This is a genomic window from Curtobacterium guangdongense, from assembly GCF_049341845.1.
Lineage (GTDB): Bacteria > Actinomycetota > Actinomycetes > Actinomycetales > Microbacteriaceae > Curtobacterium > Curtobacterium guangdongense.
In genome coordinates this window covers 274,596-288,976 of the sequence record NZ_JBMPIT010000005.1, presented here as the reverse complement: position 1 = coordinate 288,976, position 14,381 = coordinate 274,596, and the positions used below count along the sequence as shown (strand labels likewise).

Genomic DNA, 14,381 nt, shown 5'->3' with positions numbered 1-14,381 from the left:
GACCGCCCCGTGGATGCTGACCGGAGGGGAGGCACGGTGCCGTTCGGCGTCCGGCTCGCGGCCGCCATCGGGTCGCGTTCCGCCCTGTGCGTCGGGATCGACCCCCATGCCGCCACCCTGGCGGCGTGGGGGCTCGGTCGTGACGAAGCGGGTCTGACCGAGTTCGGCCGTGTCCTGGTGGACGCGGCCGCCGGCCGCGCGGCGGTCGTGAAGCCGCAGATCGCCTTCTTCGAGGCCGCGGGGGTGGACGGCTACCGTGCGCTCGACGCGACGATCCGCCGGGCACGCGATGCGGGCCTCCTGGTCGTCGCCGACGTGAAGCGCGGCGACATCGGATCGACCGGTGACGACTACGCGCTCGCGTGGCTGGACCGCGACGGGCCGTTCGCGGCCGACGCGATGACGGTCTCGCCGTACCTCGGCTACGGCTCGCTCGCCGGCACGGTCGACGTCGCGCGCCGGAACGGCGCCGGCGTGTTCGTGCTCGCGGCGACGAGCAACCCCGAGGCCCGCGTCCTGCAGACAGCAGTGCTGGCGGAGGGCCCGCGTGCGGGGCGCTCCGTCGCTGCCGGTATCGTTCTCGACGTGGCAGACGACAACCCGGCCGTGGGCGACCAGGCCATCGGCGACGTCGGGCTCGTGCTCGGCGCGACCCTCTCCCTGCAGGAATTCGGCATCGGCGCGGACGAGATCGGCACTTCGCCGATCCTGGCCCCGGGGTTCGGTGCCCAGGGCGCTCGCATCGAGGACCTCCGGTCCCTGTACGGCTCCCGTGCCGAGCAGGTGCTCGTGAGCGAGTCCCGCGGGCTGCTCACCGACGGGCCGGACGGCGTCGCGGCGCTCGTCACCGACCGTGCCGACCGGATCGCGACGGCGCTGGCGGGGGCAGGGGCATGACCGACGACCGCAGCCAGCTGCCTGCGCACCGCAATCCGCCAGAGGTGGACCGTGTCGCGGCGGCTCGTGCGGCGGTCGCCGCACGTCGCGCCCGGGCGGCGGTCAAGGCCGCCGTCGCGTCGGGGGAGCGGTCGGCGCTCGACGTCGCGCGCACCGCATGGAGCGACGAGGACGCACCGGCCGAGAAGTCCCTGCGCGTCCGCGACCTCCTCACCAGCCTGAGCGGGATCGGTCCGGCGCGGGCCGAAGGGATCATGGGCACGCTCCGGATCGCGCCGTCGAAGCGGCTCGGCGGACTCGGGACCCGGCAGCGGACCGCGCTGTCGGACTGGCTCGTCGCGCGTGGCCGCAAGCGTGGAGTGTCGAAGCTCGTCGTGCTCGCGGGTCCCACCGCCGTCGGCAAGGGCACCGTCAGCGCGTACATCCGCGAGCAGTACCCCGAGGTGAACCTCAGCGTGTCCGCGACGACCAGGAAGCCCCGACCCGGCGAGGTCGACGGCGTGCACTACTACTTCGTCGACGACGCCGAGTTCGACCGGATGATCCGGGACCGCGAGCTCCTCGAGTGGGCGACCGTGCACAACTCGTACCGGTACGGCACCCCGCGTCCGCCGATCGACCGCGCGCTCGACGCCGGCGACAAGGTCATGCTCGAGATCGACCTGCAGGGCGCTCGGCAGGTGCGCGACGCCATGCCCGAGGCCGTGCTCGTCTTCCTGCTGCCGCCGACGTGGGACGAACTCGTCCGCCGGCTGATCGGTCGCGGGACGGAATCCGCGGAGGAACAGGCCCGTCGGCTCGAGACCGCGAAGGTCGAGCTCGCCGCGCAGGACGAGTTCGACGTGCGCATCGTGAACTCCGATGTCAGCACCGCGGCACAGGAAGTCGTAGACTTGTTCACTGCGCCCTAGCCGGGCGCGACTGCGCCCCGCCGGGTGCGACCGATCTTTCCGTCGACAGGAGACACCATGGCCAACCCCCAGGGCATCATCGACCCGCCCATCGACGACCTGCTGTCCAAGGTCGAGTCGAAGTACGCGCTCGTCATCTTCGCGTCGAAGCGCGCGCGCCAGATCAACGACTACTACGCCGACCTGCACGAGGGCTCGCTCTTCGACAACGTCGGTCCGCTCGTCGACTCCACGATCGACGACAAGCCGCTGTCGGTGGCCCTCCATGAGATCAACGAGGACAAGCTCACCGCCACCAAGCAGCAGCCGCAGACCACCGTCTGACCCCGGTGACGTCCAGTACCCTGCGCCTGTTCACGTCCGAGTCGGTGACCGAGGGGCATCCCGACAAGATCTGCGACCAGATCTCGGACAGCATCCTCGACGCCCTCCTCGCGGCGGACCCGCACGCGCGCGTCGCCGTCGAGACGATGGTGACGACCGGGCTCGTGCACGTCGCGGGCGAGGTCACGACGTCGGGCTACGTCGAGATCCCGAAGATCGTCCGTGACGTCATCACGGGCATCGGGTACAACTCGTCGGAGGTCTCGTTCGACGGCCGCACCTGCGGCGTCGAGGTCTCGATCGGCGCGCAGTCGCCGGACATCGCGCAGGGCGTCGACGAATCGCTCGACGCCCGCTCCGGTGCCGGCGTCGACCCGCTCGACCGCCAGGGCGCCGGCGACCAGGGCATCATGTTCGGCTTCGCGACGAACGAGACGCCCGAGTACATGCCCGTCGCGATCTGGCTCGCGCACCGCCTGGCCGAGCGCCTGGCCGCCGTGCGCAAGTCCGGTGAACTGCCGTTCCTGCGTCCCGACGGCAAGACCCAGGTCACCGTCGGCTACGACGGCGTCGTCCCGAAGACCGTCGAGACCGTGGTCGTGTCGACGCAGCACTCGCCGAGCGTCACGCTCGACGAGCTGACCGCGGCGATCACCGAGCACGTCATCCGCCCGGTGCTGGCGCTGTCGGAGCTCGACTCGTCGGGCGTCGAGGTCATCGTCAACCCGACCGGTCGCTTCGAGATCGGCGGTCCCCAGGGCGACGCCGGACTCACCGGCCGCAAGGTGATCGTCGACACGTACGGCGGTGCCTCCCGGCACGGCGGTGGCGCGTTCAGCGGCAAGGACCCGTCGAAAGTCGACCGCTCCGCGGCCTACGCCCTGCGTTGGGTCGCGAAGAACGCCGTCGCCGCAGGACTCGCCGACCGGCTCGAGGTGCAGGTCGCGTACGCGATCGGTCGTGCGAAGCCCGTCGGGCTCTACGTGGAGACGTTCGGCACCGGTCACGTCGACGACGCCACGATCGAAGCCGCGATCCGACAGGTCTTCGACCTCCGTCCGGCCGCGATCATCCGTGACCTCGACCTGCTCAAGCCGCGCTACGCGCAGACCGCGACGTACGGCCACTTCGGCCGCGAGCGCCCCGGGTTCACCTGGGAGCAGCTCGACCGCGTCGAGGAACTCCGCCAGGCGGCAGGACTCGTCTCCGTCGCCGTCTGAAGGCACGCGTGACCACCGTCGCGCGCGTCGTCCTCGACTCGCCGCTCCCGCAGCTCGACCGTCTGTTCGACTACCGGGTGCCGGCCGAGCTCGAGGCCGACTGCGTGCCGGGGGTCCGCGTGAAGGTGCCACTGCGCACCGGCGCCAGGATGTCCGACGCGTACGTCGTCGAGGTGCTCGAGGAGGGCAGCTACCCCGGGGAGCTCAGCGCGATCGAGACGCTCGTCAGCCCGGTCCCGGTGCTCGCGCCGGAGATCTGGAAGCTCGCACGCGCGGTGTCCGACCGGGCCGCCGGGGTGGCATCGGACGTGCTGCGCCTGGCCGTGCCGACGCGGCAGGTCCGGGCCGAGAAGGCCTGGCTCGCGCGGGACACGTCCGCCGTGCCACCCGCGGTGGTCGCCCCATCCGTGACGGGCTACGGGGACGGCGTGCTGGAGGGTGTCCTGGCGAAGGACGGCCGTGCGGCGGTGGCAGCGGTCCCGCACCCCGTCGACCTCGGGTCCGCCGACGAGCCGGTGTGGGTCCCCGGCTGGGCCGCGACGCTCGCGCAGGCGGCTGCGCGGACCCTCGCCACCGAGCGCTCGGCCGTCATCGCGGTCCCGGACTTCCGCGACGTGATGGACCTGGAACGGGCGCTGCACGCGCTCGTGCCCGTCGAACGGGTGGTCCGGTTCGACGCGAAGCAGACGAACGGTCAGCGTGCGAAGGCGCTGTTGCAGGCGCGGACGCACCCGGTGGTGGCGATCGGGAACCGGACGGCGATGTACGCGCCCGCCGACGACCTCGGGCTGATCGCGATGTGGGACGACGGCGACCAGTCGTTCATCGAGCCGCGTGCGCCCTACGTCCACACCCGCGACGTCGCCCTCGTCCGGGCAGCGCAGTCCGGCGCCGCGCTGCTGTTCGCCGCGCACGCTCGGAGCACCGACGTGCAGCGGCTCGTCGAGCTGCAGTGGCTCGAGGACGTGGTGCCGTACCGCCAGCTGGTGCCGAACGTCATCCCGACCGCACAGCAGGTGAACGCCGACGGCCCGGCCGCCCAGGCCCGGATCCCGAGCAGTGCGTGGCGTGCGGCACGAGAGGCCAGTCGCGAGGGCCCGGTGCTCGTGCAGGTCGCGAACCCGGGCTTCGGCACCGGACTCGTCTGCGCCGACTGCGGCGAGCGTGCGCACTGCCGAGTGTGCGGCGGGCCGCTCGGCAGTCCCACGCACGGTGCCGTCCCGCAGTGCCGGTTCTGCGGCGCCCTCGCGGTCGGGTACCGCTGCCCGACGTGCGGTGGGGGCAAGTTGAAGCCCGTAGGGCAGGGTGCCCAGCGCACCGCGGACGAGCTCGGTCGGGCGTTCCCCGGCACCCGGATCATCGTCGCGGACGGGTCACGGCCGATCGACGAGGTCCCCGCGAAACCCGCGGTGGTCGTCGCGACGCGGGGCGCAGAACCGTCGACACCGGGTGGGTACGCCTGCGTGCTGCTGCTCGACGGCGAACGCATGCTCGCGAGGGAGGGCCTCCGCGTGCAGGAGGAAGTGCTCCGCTTCTGGACGAACGCCGCCGCGAAGGGCGCTCCGGGCGCCGAGGTCTACCTGGTCGGCATCGGAGGCCGTCTCGCGACCGCGATGGCCCTGTGGCAGCTCGACGGTCCCGCGCACGACGAGCTCGTCGACCGCCGCGAGCTGCTCTTCCCGCCCGCCGTCCGGGTGGCGACGCTGACCGGGACGGAGCAGGCGGTGACCGCGGCGGTCGAGGCGCTCGGAGACGCCCCGGTCGGTCCCGTGCTCGGTCCGGTGCCCGTGGACGACCCGGTCCCCGGCACGGTCCGCGCGATCGTGCGCTTCCCGTACGCGCACGGCACCGAGGTCGCCGCGACGCTCAAGGCCGAGGTCATCCGGCGATCCTCGACGCGCCGGGTGCTCCCCGGCGGCGACAAGCGACGCGCGGCTCCCGCGCTCCGCGCGCGGCTCGACGACGCCGAGCCCTTCTCCGAGGTCTGACGGGGTCCCGCGCAGGCGCGCCCGCGGCCCTCCCTACCCGGCCCCGTCACGAGCTGTGCCAGGGTGGAGGGCGGTGACCACGAGTCGCCGTCAGACGACATTCACGACGAGGTGAACGCGATGCGAGCGCTGTACAAGCCCGATGCCGCCCCGGGACTGGTCATGGTCGACCGTCCCGTGCCGGTCCCCACCGAGGACGAGGTCCTGATCCGGGTGCTCCGGACCGGCATCTGCGGCACCGACCTGCACATCAGACGATGGGACGACTGGGCGGCCTCCGCCGTCACCGCGCCGCTCGTCCCCGGGCACGAGTTCTTCGGCGAGGTCGTCGAGGTGGGCGCAGCCGTCCGGGACGTCTCGGTCGGGGACCAGGTCTCGGGCGAGGGACACATCGTGTGCGGCACCTGCCGGAACTGCCGCGCCGGTCGCCGCCAGATGTGCATCCGCACGAAGGGGCTCGGCGTGCAAGGGGACGGCGCCTTCGCCGAGTACCTGACGCTGCCCGGCGCGAACGTCTGGGTCCACCACGAGACGATCGAGCCGGAGGTGGGCGCGCTGTTCGACCCGCTCGGGAACGCCGTGCACACCGCACTGGCCTTCCCGGTCATCGGCGAGGACGTGCTCGTGACGGGGTGCGGACCGATCGGCCTCATGGCGATCGCGGTCGCACGCCACGCCGGAGCCCGGTTCGTGGTGGGGACCGACGTCAGCGCGAACCGCCTGGCGATGGCGACGGAGATGGGCGCCGACGCCGCGGTCGACGTCCGGGCCGACGGTGCCGAGGCGATCCGGGCGGCGCAGCACGACCTCGGCATGCGCGAGGGCTTCGACGTCGGCTTCGAGATGTCCGGCGCGCCGGACGCGCTGCCCTCGATGGTCGCGAACATGAACCACGGCGGGCGGATCGCGATGCTCGGCCTGCCGTCGAGCACGATCGCCGTCGACTGGGGACTCGTCGTGACGCACATGCTCACCGTGAAGGGCATCTACGGCCGCGAGATGTTCGAGACCTGGCAGGCCATGAGCTCGATGTTGCAGACGAGCACGGTGCTGCGGGACCGCATCGGCTCGCTCGTGACGGCACGGTTCCCGGCGGCCGAATGGGAGCAGGCATTCGAAGCGGCAGCGACCGCAGACGGCGGCAAGGTCGTCATCGACTGGACGGAGCACTGATGTACGGCGCGATCAAGGAACACCTGGCGAACGAACTCGCGGGCATCGAGGACGCGGGCCTCACCAAGCACGAACGGGGCATCTCGGGTCCCCAGCGAGCCGCGATCGACGCGGACGGGCGCGAGCTCCTCAACTTCTGCGCGAACAACTACCTCGGGCTCGCCGATTCGACGGACCTGGTCGACGCGGCGAAGGACGCGCTCGACCGCTGGGGCTACGGGATGGCGAGCGTCCGGTTCATCTGCGGAACGCAGGACCTGCACCTCGACCTCGAACGCCGGGTGTCGTCGTTCCTCGGCACCGAGGCGACGATCCTGTACTCGTCGTGCTTCGATGCGAACGGCGGGTTGTTCGAGGTGCTGCTCGGCCCCGAGGACGCGATCATCTCCGACGAGCTGAACCACGCCTCGATCATCGACGGCGTCCGACTCTGCAAGGCGCAGCGGTACCGCTACCGGAACCGTGACATGCAGGACCTCGAGGCGCAGCTCGTCGCGGCGGGGGACGCGCGCTTCCGGGCGATCGTGACGGACGGCGTGTTCTCGATGGACGGCTTCATCGCACCGCTCGCGGAGATCTGCGACCTCGCGGACCGCTACGACGCCCTGGTCATCGTGGACGATTCGCACGCCGTCGGCTTCATCGGGGAGCACGGTCGCGGAACGCCGGAGCACTGCGGCGTCGCGGACCGGGTCGACGTGTACACGGGGACCTTCGGCAAGGCGCTGGGCGGCGCATCCGGCGGCTACGTGTCGAGCCGGAAGGAGATCGTCGACCTGCTCCGGCAGCGCTCGCGTCCGTACCTCTTCTCGAACTCGCTCGCCCCGGTCATCGCAGCCGGGACGGTGGCGGCGCTGGACCTCATCGAACGGTCCGACGACGCCAGGGCCCGCCTGGCGCGGAACGCCGAGCTGTTCCGGACGCGGATGACCGACGCCGGGTTCGAACTGCTCGCCGGTGAGCACCCGATCGTGCCGGTCATGTTCCACGACGCGGCCCTGACGGCCCGGATCGCCGACGAGATGCAGGCCAGAGGGGTCTACGTCACCGCGTTCAGCTACCCCGTGGTGCCGAAGGGGCGTGCCCGCATCCGTGTGCAGCTCTCCGCCGCGCACACCGAGGAGCAGATCGAGGCGTGCGTGCAGGCGTTCACCGAGTCGCGGGACGCGGCGACGACGACCTGAGGCATGGGAGGATCGAACCCATGCGTCTCGTCGTCGCCGGCAGCCCCGCTGCGGCCGTCCCCACCCTCCGCCGGCTCGCGGCCTCCGACCACGAGATCGCAGCGGTGCTGACGCGTCCGCCGACACCGCAGGGCCGGAAGCGCGTGCTCACCCCGACACCGGTCGCGCGGGTCGCCGAGGAGCTCGGACTCCCCGTCATCGAGGCGTCCCGGGTCGACGACGACGTCACCCGCCAGCTCGTCGACCTCGACGTCGACCTCGGTGTCATCGTCGCCTACGGCGCGCTGCTCCGCCGTCCGGCGCTCGACGCGCCGCGGCACGGCTGGATCAACCTGCACTTCTCCGACCTGCCGGCCTACCGCGGCGCGGCCCCGGTGCAGCGTGCCGTCATGGCGGGGGACACGACGACCGCCGCGACCGTCTTCCAGCTCGTCGAGGCGCTCGACGCCGGCCCGGTCTTCGCCGCCGAGCCGTTCGCAATCGAGCCGGAGGCCACGTCGGGCGAGGTCCTCGCCGCGATGGCCGAGACGGGCGCAGCGGTCGTCGCCCGCGTCGTCGACGGCATCGCCGCCGGGACCGCCACCGCGACCGAGCAGGTCGGCGAGCCGACCGTCGCCCCGAAGACCACCATCGAGGACGGCCGGATCGACTTCGCCGAACCCGCGTCCGCCGTGCACGCCCGCATCCGCGGCGTGACGCCGGAACCAGGAGCGTTCGCGCACCTGGGGGAGACGCGCGTCAAGCTGCTCCGCGCGGCCCTGCCGGGAGGCTCGGCAGACCCCGCCCCGTCGCTCGCCCCCGGCGCGCTGGCCGTCCAGGGCGGTCAGCTGTTCGTCGGGACCGGTGACGGACCGCTGGTGCTCACCGAGGTGCAGCCGGCAGGCAAGAAGGCGATGGACGCCGCCGCCTGGGCCCGTGGCCTCGGCGAACTCGACGGGAAGACCCTCGCATGAGCCCCCACCAGCAGCACCAGCAGCCGGCGCGCACCGTCCGCGGCCCGAGCGCACGCCGCGTCGCGTTCGACGTCATCCGCGCCGTGCAGGTCGACGACGCGTACGCGAACCTGCTCCTCCCGACCCGCATCCGCCGGGCCGCGCTCTCCGCTCGCGACGCCGGGTTCGCCACCGAGCTGACCTACGGCACGATCCGGATGATCGGCCGGTACGACGCCATCGTGGAAGCGGCTTCCGGACGACGGGTCGCGAACATCGAGGCGGACGTGCTCGACGTCATGCGCCTCGGCGTCCACCAGCTCCTCGCGATGCGCACCCCGGTGCACGCCGCGGTGTCCGCGACGGTCGAGCTCGCCCGCGAGGTCGGTGCCCGCCGTGCCACCGGCTTCGTGAACGCCGTCCTGCGCAAGGTCGCCGCGAAGACGCCGGACGAGTGGGACGCCGAGATCACCCGCGGGCTCTCCGGGGACGCCCTCCTCGCGACCAGGTGGTCGCACCCGACCTGGGTCGTGTCGGCGCTCCGCGACGCCCTCGCCGCCGAGCGCTCCCGTGACGAACTCGTCGCGTTGCTCGCGGCGGACGACGTCGCGCCCCGCGTGCAGCTCGCTGCGCTGCCCGGTCTCGCGACGGAGGACGACCTCGCCACCGCGACCACGGCGGTGGAACCGGCCACGGACGGACCGGAGGCCGACGACGCGACGGACACCGAGCCTCCCGTCCTGGATGCGGACGCCCTGCCGGTGTCGCCCGTCGGGATCCGCGGTGTCTCCGGCGACCCCGCCCGGGTGCCCGGCGTCGCGGCCGGACGACTGCGCGTGCAGGACGAGGGCTCGCAGCTCGCCGCCCTGACGCTGAGCCGCGCGTCGGCGGTCCGCGCAGGGGAGCGCTGGCTCGACCTGTGCGCCGGCCCCGGTGGTAAGGCCGCGCTGCTCGCCGCCGAGGCCGCGCAGGGCGGCGCCACCCTCGTGGCCAACGAACTCGTGCCCGCGCGTGTCGGACTCGTGAAGCAGGCCCTCGCGGGGTTCGGCGACACCGTCACCGTCGTCGAGGGCGACGGTCGGCGGTACGGACTCGACGGCTCCGGCGTGACGTTCGACCGCGTGCTCCTCGATGCGCCGTGCACCGGACTCGGGGCGTTGCGTCGGCGACCGGAGGCGCGCTGGCGCAAGGTACCGGAGGACGTGCAGGAGCTCGCGGCGCTGCAGACCGAGCTGCTCGACGCGGCCGTCCGGGTGCTGGCCCCTGGTGGGACCCTGGCGTACGTGACGTGCTCGCCGCACCTGGCCGAGACCCGTGGGCAGGTCGACGCGCTGATGACACGGCACGGTGGGGTGCTCGAGCAGGTCGACACGGCCTCGGTCGTGCGGTCGGTGGCAGCGCGTGACCCGCAGGTCCCGGACGGCATGACGGCGCAGCTCTGGCCGCACCGCATCGGCACGGACGCGATGTTCATCGCGCTGTTCCGTCGTGTCGCCTGACGGGTTGCGTCGCGCCTCGCCCCAGTGATATGTTGGCTGTACAAGACCGGTTCCGCCTGCTCCGCAGGTCCAGGGCCGGTCCTTTTTTGGCCGGTGGAGGCGAAGGATGGGGGCGCCGAAGCCATTTCGATCGTACGAACAGCAACTCGATCAGCTGCTCGATCGTGGACTGGTCGTCGACGACCCCCAGCTCGCGCTGACGTGGCTCGCTCGAGTCAACTACTACCGATTGAGCGGGTACTGGTACCCATTCCGGCGGATCGAGGACGGACGACGCCTCGACCAGTTCCGACGGGGCGCGTCCTTCGCCGACGTGATCGCCCTGTACGAGTTCGACGAGCGGCTCCGGACCGCTGTCTTCGCAGCCCTCGCGCCCGTCGAGCTCTCGGTCCGCGCCCATCTGGGCCATGCGCTCGGTCGTCTGGACGCGACCGCTCACCTCGCGCCCGAGATCCTCGGCCCGTTGGCTCGGCGGGGCGACGCCTACCCGATGTGGCGTCGGAAGTTCGAGACCAACGTGTCCATGTCCCGTGAGGACTTCGTCGAGCACCACCGGAACCAGTACGCGGGCGTGCTCCCGGTCTGGGCGGCCGTCGAGGTCCTCGACTGGGGCGGCCTGGTGCGGTTGTTCGAGTTCGCGCCGCCGGTCGTGCAACAGGCGATCGCCACTGAGTACTCGCTTCGTGCTCCACAGTTGACGTCGTGGCTCCGCGCGCTCAACACCGTGCGGAACGCGTGCGCACACCACGGTCGGCTGTTCAATCGTGTCTACTCGAAGCGACCGAAGTTGCCGCGAGCCGGATCCGACCGCTCCCTGGACTTCGCTGCGGCCAGCATGAACCGGACCTTCGGTCAGCTGACCCTCGTCCAGTACCTGCGCAACGAGCAGGGCGTCGAGCCGTCGCGTCTCATGTCGCGAGTCGTCGACAGCCATCCCGATGTCCGTTTCGTGCCGCCGGCCGTGATCGGGACGCGGGACGGCTGGCAGGAGCTCCCGCTCTGGCGATGAGTGTCCCGACGCCCTCGCTGTCAGCGGTCGACGCGGAAGGCGAAGGCGGGCTTCGTGACGAGGCGGGCCGCCGCTCGCACGAAGCGGGCGCCCTTGCCCGGGGTGCCGTCGGGGGTCGGAGCGCGGTACTCCTCGGCCTCGCGGATGCGCCAGGCCAGGTCGGTGCCGCGAGCCTCGTACGCGACCCGCTCCATCGCCTCCAGGACGTGCTTCTCGGCGTCGTCGACGGTCGTGACAGTGGCCGCGGCCGTGCTCGACCACGCCGTCCGCAGCACCGCCTCGACGGCGGTCACCCCCTCGAGGACCTCCGGGTGGGTCAGTCCGAGGCCGCCGGACATGACCAAGCGGAGGTCGATCGAGACCGGCGTGCCGTGGTCCAGCTCGTCGAGTCGCACCTGCCCCCGACCTCCGCCGTGCGCCCAACGGCGGGCATCGCCGTGCGCGAGGAAGAAGGCGAAGTCCACCGCCTCGTGCACGTCCTCGAGTGCCCCGATCGTCTCGCTCAGCGGCACACCACGGTCCTCGGCGAACTCGACCCGCACGCGGACCGACTCCGTGTCCCTGCGGATCTGATCATCGGTCACGATCTGCAGCCTACGTGCGCCGGTAGGCTCGTGGGGTGACGATCCGTATCTCGCCGAGCATCCTGTCCGCCGACTTCGCGAACCTCGAGCGTGAGCTCCACCGCATCGCGACCGCCGACATGGTGCACGTCGACGTGATGGACAACCACTTCGTGCCGAACCTGACGCTCGGGCTGCCGATCGTGCAGCGCCTGCAGCAGGTGTCGCCGGTGCCGCTGGACGTGCACCTGATGATCACCGATGCCGACAGCCAGGCTCCGCAGTACGCCGAGACGGGTGCCGCGAGCGTCACCTTCCACTTCGAGGCGGCCACCGACCCCGTCGCGACCGCGGCGGCCATCCGGTCGAACGGCGCCCGCGCGGCGATCGCGGTGAAGCCGGGGACCCCGATCGCGCCCGTGCTGGAGCACCTCGACGCGTACGACATGATCCTGCTCATGACGGTGGAGCCCGGGTTCGGCGGGCAGTCGTTCATGCCCGAGGTCATGCCGAAGCTCGCCGACGCGCGGGCAGCGGTCGACGCCTCCGGGCTCGACGTCTGGCTCGAGGTCGACGGCGGCATCGGTGTCGACACCGTGCCCCAGGCGGTGCAGAGCGGCGCGGACACCCTCGTCGCTGGCTCGGCGGTCTACGGCGGCGAGCCTGCATCGCGCATCGCCGACCTCCGTGACGCGGCGCAACGTGCGCGCGCAGGACGGTAGCCTGGGAGCGTGAAGACGTTCGACGACCTGTTCGCGGAGCTGACCGAGAAGGCCGCCACGCGCCCCGAGGGCTCCGGCACCGTCGCCGAACTGGACGCCGGAGTGCACCAGATCGGCAAGAAGATCGTGGAAGAGGCCGCGGAGGTCTGGATGGCCGCCGAGTACGAGGGCGACGTCCGCACGGCCGAGGAGATCTCCCAGCTCGTCTACCACCTGCAGGTGCTGATGGTCGCGAAGGGCCTCACCCCGGCGGACGTCTGGCGACATCTGTAGGCCTCGCCTCCAGAGCCGTCACCAGACCCTCCACCAGAAAGCAGACCCCCTGATGCTCCGCATCGCCGTGCCCAACAAGGGCTCCCTCTCCGAGACCGCCTCCGAGATGCTGCGGGAGGCCGGGTACGCCGGTCGCCGTGACCCGAAGGCGCTCCACCTCGTCGACGACCGCAACGGGGTGGAGTTCTTCTTCCTGCGCCCGCGGGACATCGCCACGTACGTCGGTTCCGGCGCCCTCGACGTCGGGATCACGGGCCGCGACCTGCTCCTCGACTCCGGGTCGACCGCTCACGAGGTCGACGCGCTCGGCTTCGCCGACTCGACGTTCCGCTTCGCCGGCACGCCCGGTCGGTTCGCGGACCTGCAGGACCTCGACGGCGTCCGGGTCGCCACCAGCTACCCGGGGCTCGTCGGGGAGTTCCTCGCGAAGCACGGCGTCACGGCGACGCTCGTCAAGCTGGACGGCGCCGTCGAGAGCGCGGTGCGCCTCGGCGTGGCCGACGCCGTCGCGGACGTCGTCTCGACCGGCAGCACCCTCCGGCAGGCCGGGCTCGAGATCTTCGGACCGGTGATCCTCGAGTCGACCGCGCTCCTCATCACCACGGACGAGACCATCGCGGGCATCGACGTGCTGCGCCGCCGGCTGCAGGGCGTCCTCGTCGCCCGCGGCTACGTGATGCTCGACTACGACATCCCCACCGAGCTGCTCGAGCAGGCGACGGCGATCGCGTCCGGCATCGAGTCGCCGACGGTCTCGCCGCTGCACGGACGCGACTGGTCGGCCGTCCGCGTGATGATCCCGCGCGACGACGCGAACCTGATCATGGACGCGCTCTACGACCTCGGGGCACGCGCCATCCTGGTCAGCCCGATCCACGCGGCACGACTGTGACCGGGGCGACCGGAACCGTGGGCGGCGCCCGCGGCGGGGTCGCGATCCGCGTGATCCCGTGCCTCGACGTGTCCGGTGGACGCGTCGTCAAGGGCGTGAACTTCCTCGACCTGCAGGACGCCGGCGACCCCGTCGAACTCGCCGCGCGCTACTACGAGCAAGGCGCGGACGAGCTGACGTTCCTGGACGTCGGCGCGACCGTCGAGAACCGTTCCACCATGTACGAGACCGTCACGCGCACCGCCGAGCAGGTCTTCATCCCGCTCACGGTCGGTGGCGGCGTCCGGAGCGTGGACGACGTGTCACGACTCCAGCAGTGCGGCGCGGACAAGATCGGCGTGAACAGCGCCGCGATCGCCCGCCCGGACCTCGTCGGAGAGATCGCGGACCGGTTCGGGGCGCAGGCCGTCGTCCTGTCCCTCGACGTCAAGCGGTCGGACCGGATGCCCTCCGGCTTCGTCGTGACGACCCACGGCGGCCGCACCGAGTCGGACCTCGACGCGATCGCCTGGGCGCGGGAAGCCGTCGAGCGGGGCGCGGGAGAGCTGCTCGTCAACTCGATCGACGCCGACGGCACGAAGAACGGGTTCGACCTCGAGCTGACCGCAGCGGTCCGTGCGGTGTCGTCGGTCCCCGTGATCGCCTCCGGCGGCGCCGGCAGCCTCGACCACTTCGCTCCGGCCGTCGACGCCGGCGCGGACGCGGTCCTCGCGGCGAGTGTGTTCCACCGCGGCGAGATGACCATCGGGGACGTCAAGGACGCGCTGCGGGGGACCGGGCACGCCGTACGCTAG

The 14,381-nt window shown here is 72.0% G+C and carries 15 protein-coding genes; 14 read left to right on the top strand and 1 reads right to left on the bottom strand.

What is annotated here, in order from left to right; translation table 11 throughout:
* Positions 1–9: 9 nt before the first annotated feature.
* The 10 genes from pyrF to ACO0E1_RS09855 all read left to right on the top strand — a co-directional run bounded on the left by pyrF (position 10) and on the right by ACO0E1_RS09855 (position 11,137).
* Positions 10–897, top strand: coding sequence for an orotidine-5'-phosphate decarboxylase (pyrF, locus tag ACO0E1_RS09900; protein ID WP_422874027.1), 888 nt, complete (start codon positions 10–12; stop codon positions 895–897).
* Entirely contained in the window at positions 894–1,808 is a 915-nt protein-coding gene (gene gmk / locus ACO0E1_RS09895) for a guanylate kinase (protein WP_281264697.1), read from the top strand. The genes pyrF and gmk overlap by 4 nt, the downstream gene beginning before the upstream one ends.
* Before the next feature lie 57 nt (positions 1,809–1,865).
* Entirely contained in the window at positions 1,866–2,132 is a 267-nt protein-coding gene (gene rpoZ / locus ACO0E1_RS09890; protein WP_422874026.1) for a DNA-directed RNA polymerase subunit omega, read from the top strand.
* A 5-nt stretch (positions 2,133–2,137) separates the two neighbouring features.
* Positions 2,138–3,352 (top strand): methionine adenosyltransferase, encoded by a 1,215-nt coding sequence (gene metK, locus ACO0E1_RS09885; RefSeq protein ID WP_422874025.1) that lies wholly within the window; start codon positions 2,138–2,140, stop codon positions 3,350–3,352.
* Between the two features lie 8 nt (positions 3,353–3,360).
* Positions 3,361–5,340, top strand: coding sequence for a primosomal protein N' family DNA-binding protein (locus ACO0E1_RS09880; RefSeq protein ID WP_422874024.1), 1,980 nt, complete (start codon positions 3,361–3,363; stop codon positions 5,338–5,340).
* A gap of 120 nt (positions 5,341–5,460) precedes the next feature.
* Positions 5,461–6,513: an L-threonine 3-dehydrogenase gene (gene tdh, locus ACO0E1_RS09875; protein ID WP_422874023.1), complete on the top strand. Its 1,053-nt coding sequence runs from the start codon at positions 5,461–5,463 to the stop codon at positions 6,511–6,513.
* Complete coding sequence (locus ACO0E1_RS09870) at positions 6,513–7,697, top strand: glycine C-acetyltransferase (RefSeq protein WP_422874022.1); 1,185 nt, start codon at positions 6,513–6,515, stop codon at positions 7,695–7,697. The genes tdh and ACO0E1_RS09870 overlap by 1 nt, the downstream gene beginning before the upstream one ends.
* Before the next feature lie 20 nt (positions 7,698–7,717).
* On the top strand, positions 7,718–8,650 hold the full coding sequence (gene fmt, locus ACO0E1_RS09865; protein ID WP_422874021.1) for a methionyl-tRNA formyltransferase: 933 nt from the start codon (positions 7,718–7,720) through the stop codon (positions 8,648–8,650).
* Positions 8,647–10,128 carry an RsmB/NOP family class I SAM-dependent RNA methyltransferase gene (locus ACO0E1_RS09860; protein ID WP_422874020.1) on the top strand — a complete coding sequence of 494 codons (1,482 nt, stop codon included), beginning with the start codon at positions 8,647–8,649 and terminating at the stop codon, positions 10,126–10,128. Before fmt ends, ACO0E1_RS09860 begins: the two co-directional genes overlap by 4 nt.
* 106 nt (positions 10,129–10,234) lie before the next feature.
* Positions 10,235–11,137, top strand: a complete 903-nt coding sequence (locus ACO0E1_RS09855) for an Abi family protein (protein ID WP_422874019.1) — start codon at positions 10,235–10,237, stop codon at positions 11,135–11,137.
* Positions 11,138–11,157: 20 nt separating this feature from the next.
* Here ACO0E1_RS09855 and ACO0E1_RS09850 read toward each other — a convergent pair whose 3' ends face one another.
* Positions 11,158–11,721, bottom strand: coding sequence for a hypothetical protein (locus tag ACO0E1_RS09850; RefSeq protein ID WP_422874018.1), 564 nt, complete (start codon positions 11,719–11,721; stop codon positions 11,158–11,160).
* A gap of 35 nt (positions 11,722–11,756) precedes the next feature.
* Between ACO0E1_RS09850 and rpe the strand changes: the two genes are divergently transcribed.
* Genes rpe through hisF form a run of 4 tightly spaced genes read left to right on the top strand, consistent with a single transcriptional unit; the run spans position 11,757 to position 14,381 of the window.
* Positions 11,757–12,422: a ribulose-phosphate 3-epimerase gene (gene rpe, locus ACO0E1_RS09845; protein ID WP_422874017.1), complete on the top strand. Its 666-nt coding sequence runs from the start codon at positions 11,757–11,759 to the stop codon at positions 12,420–12,422.
* Between the two features lie 9 nt (positions 12,423–12,431).
* Entirely contained in the window at positions 12,432–12,695 is a 264-nt protein-coding gene (locus ACO0E1_RS09840) for a phosphoribosyl-ATP diphosphatase (protein ID WP_281264686.1), read from the top strand.
* Positions 12,696–12,747: 52 nt separating this feature from the next.
* Positions 12,748–13,587, top strand: coding sequence for an ATP phosphoribosyltransferase (gene hisG, locus ACO0E1_RS09835; protein WP_422874016.1), 840 nt, complete (start codon positions 12,748–12,750; stop codon positions 13,585–13,587).
* Positions 13,584–14,381, top strand: coding sequence for an imidazole glycerol phosphate synthase subunit HisF (gene hisF / locus ACO0E1_RS09830; protein ID WP_422874015.1), 798 nt, complete (start codon positions 13,584–13,586; stop codon positions 14,379–14,381). Before hisG ends, hisF begins: the two co-directional genes overlap by 4 nt.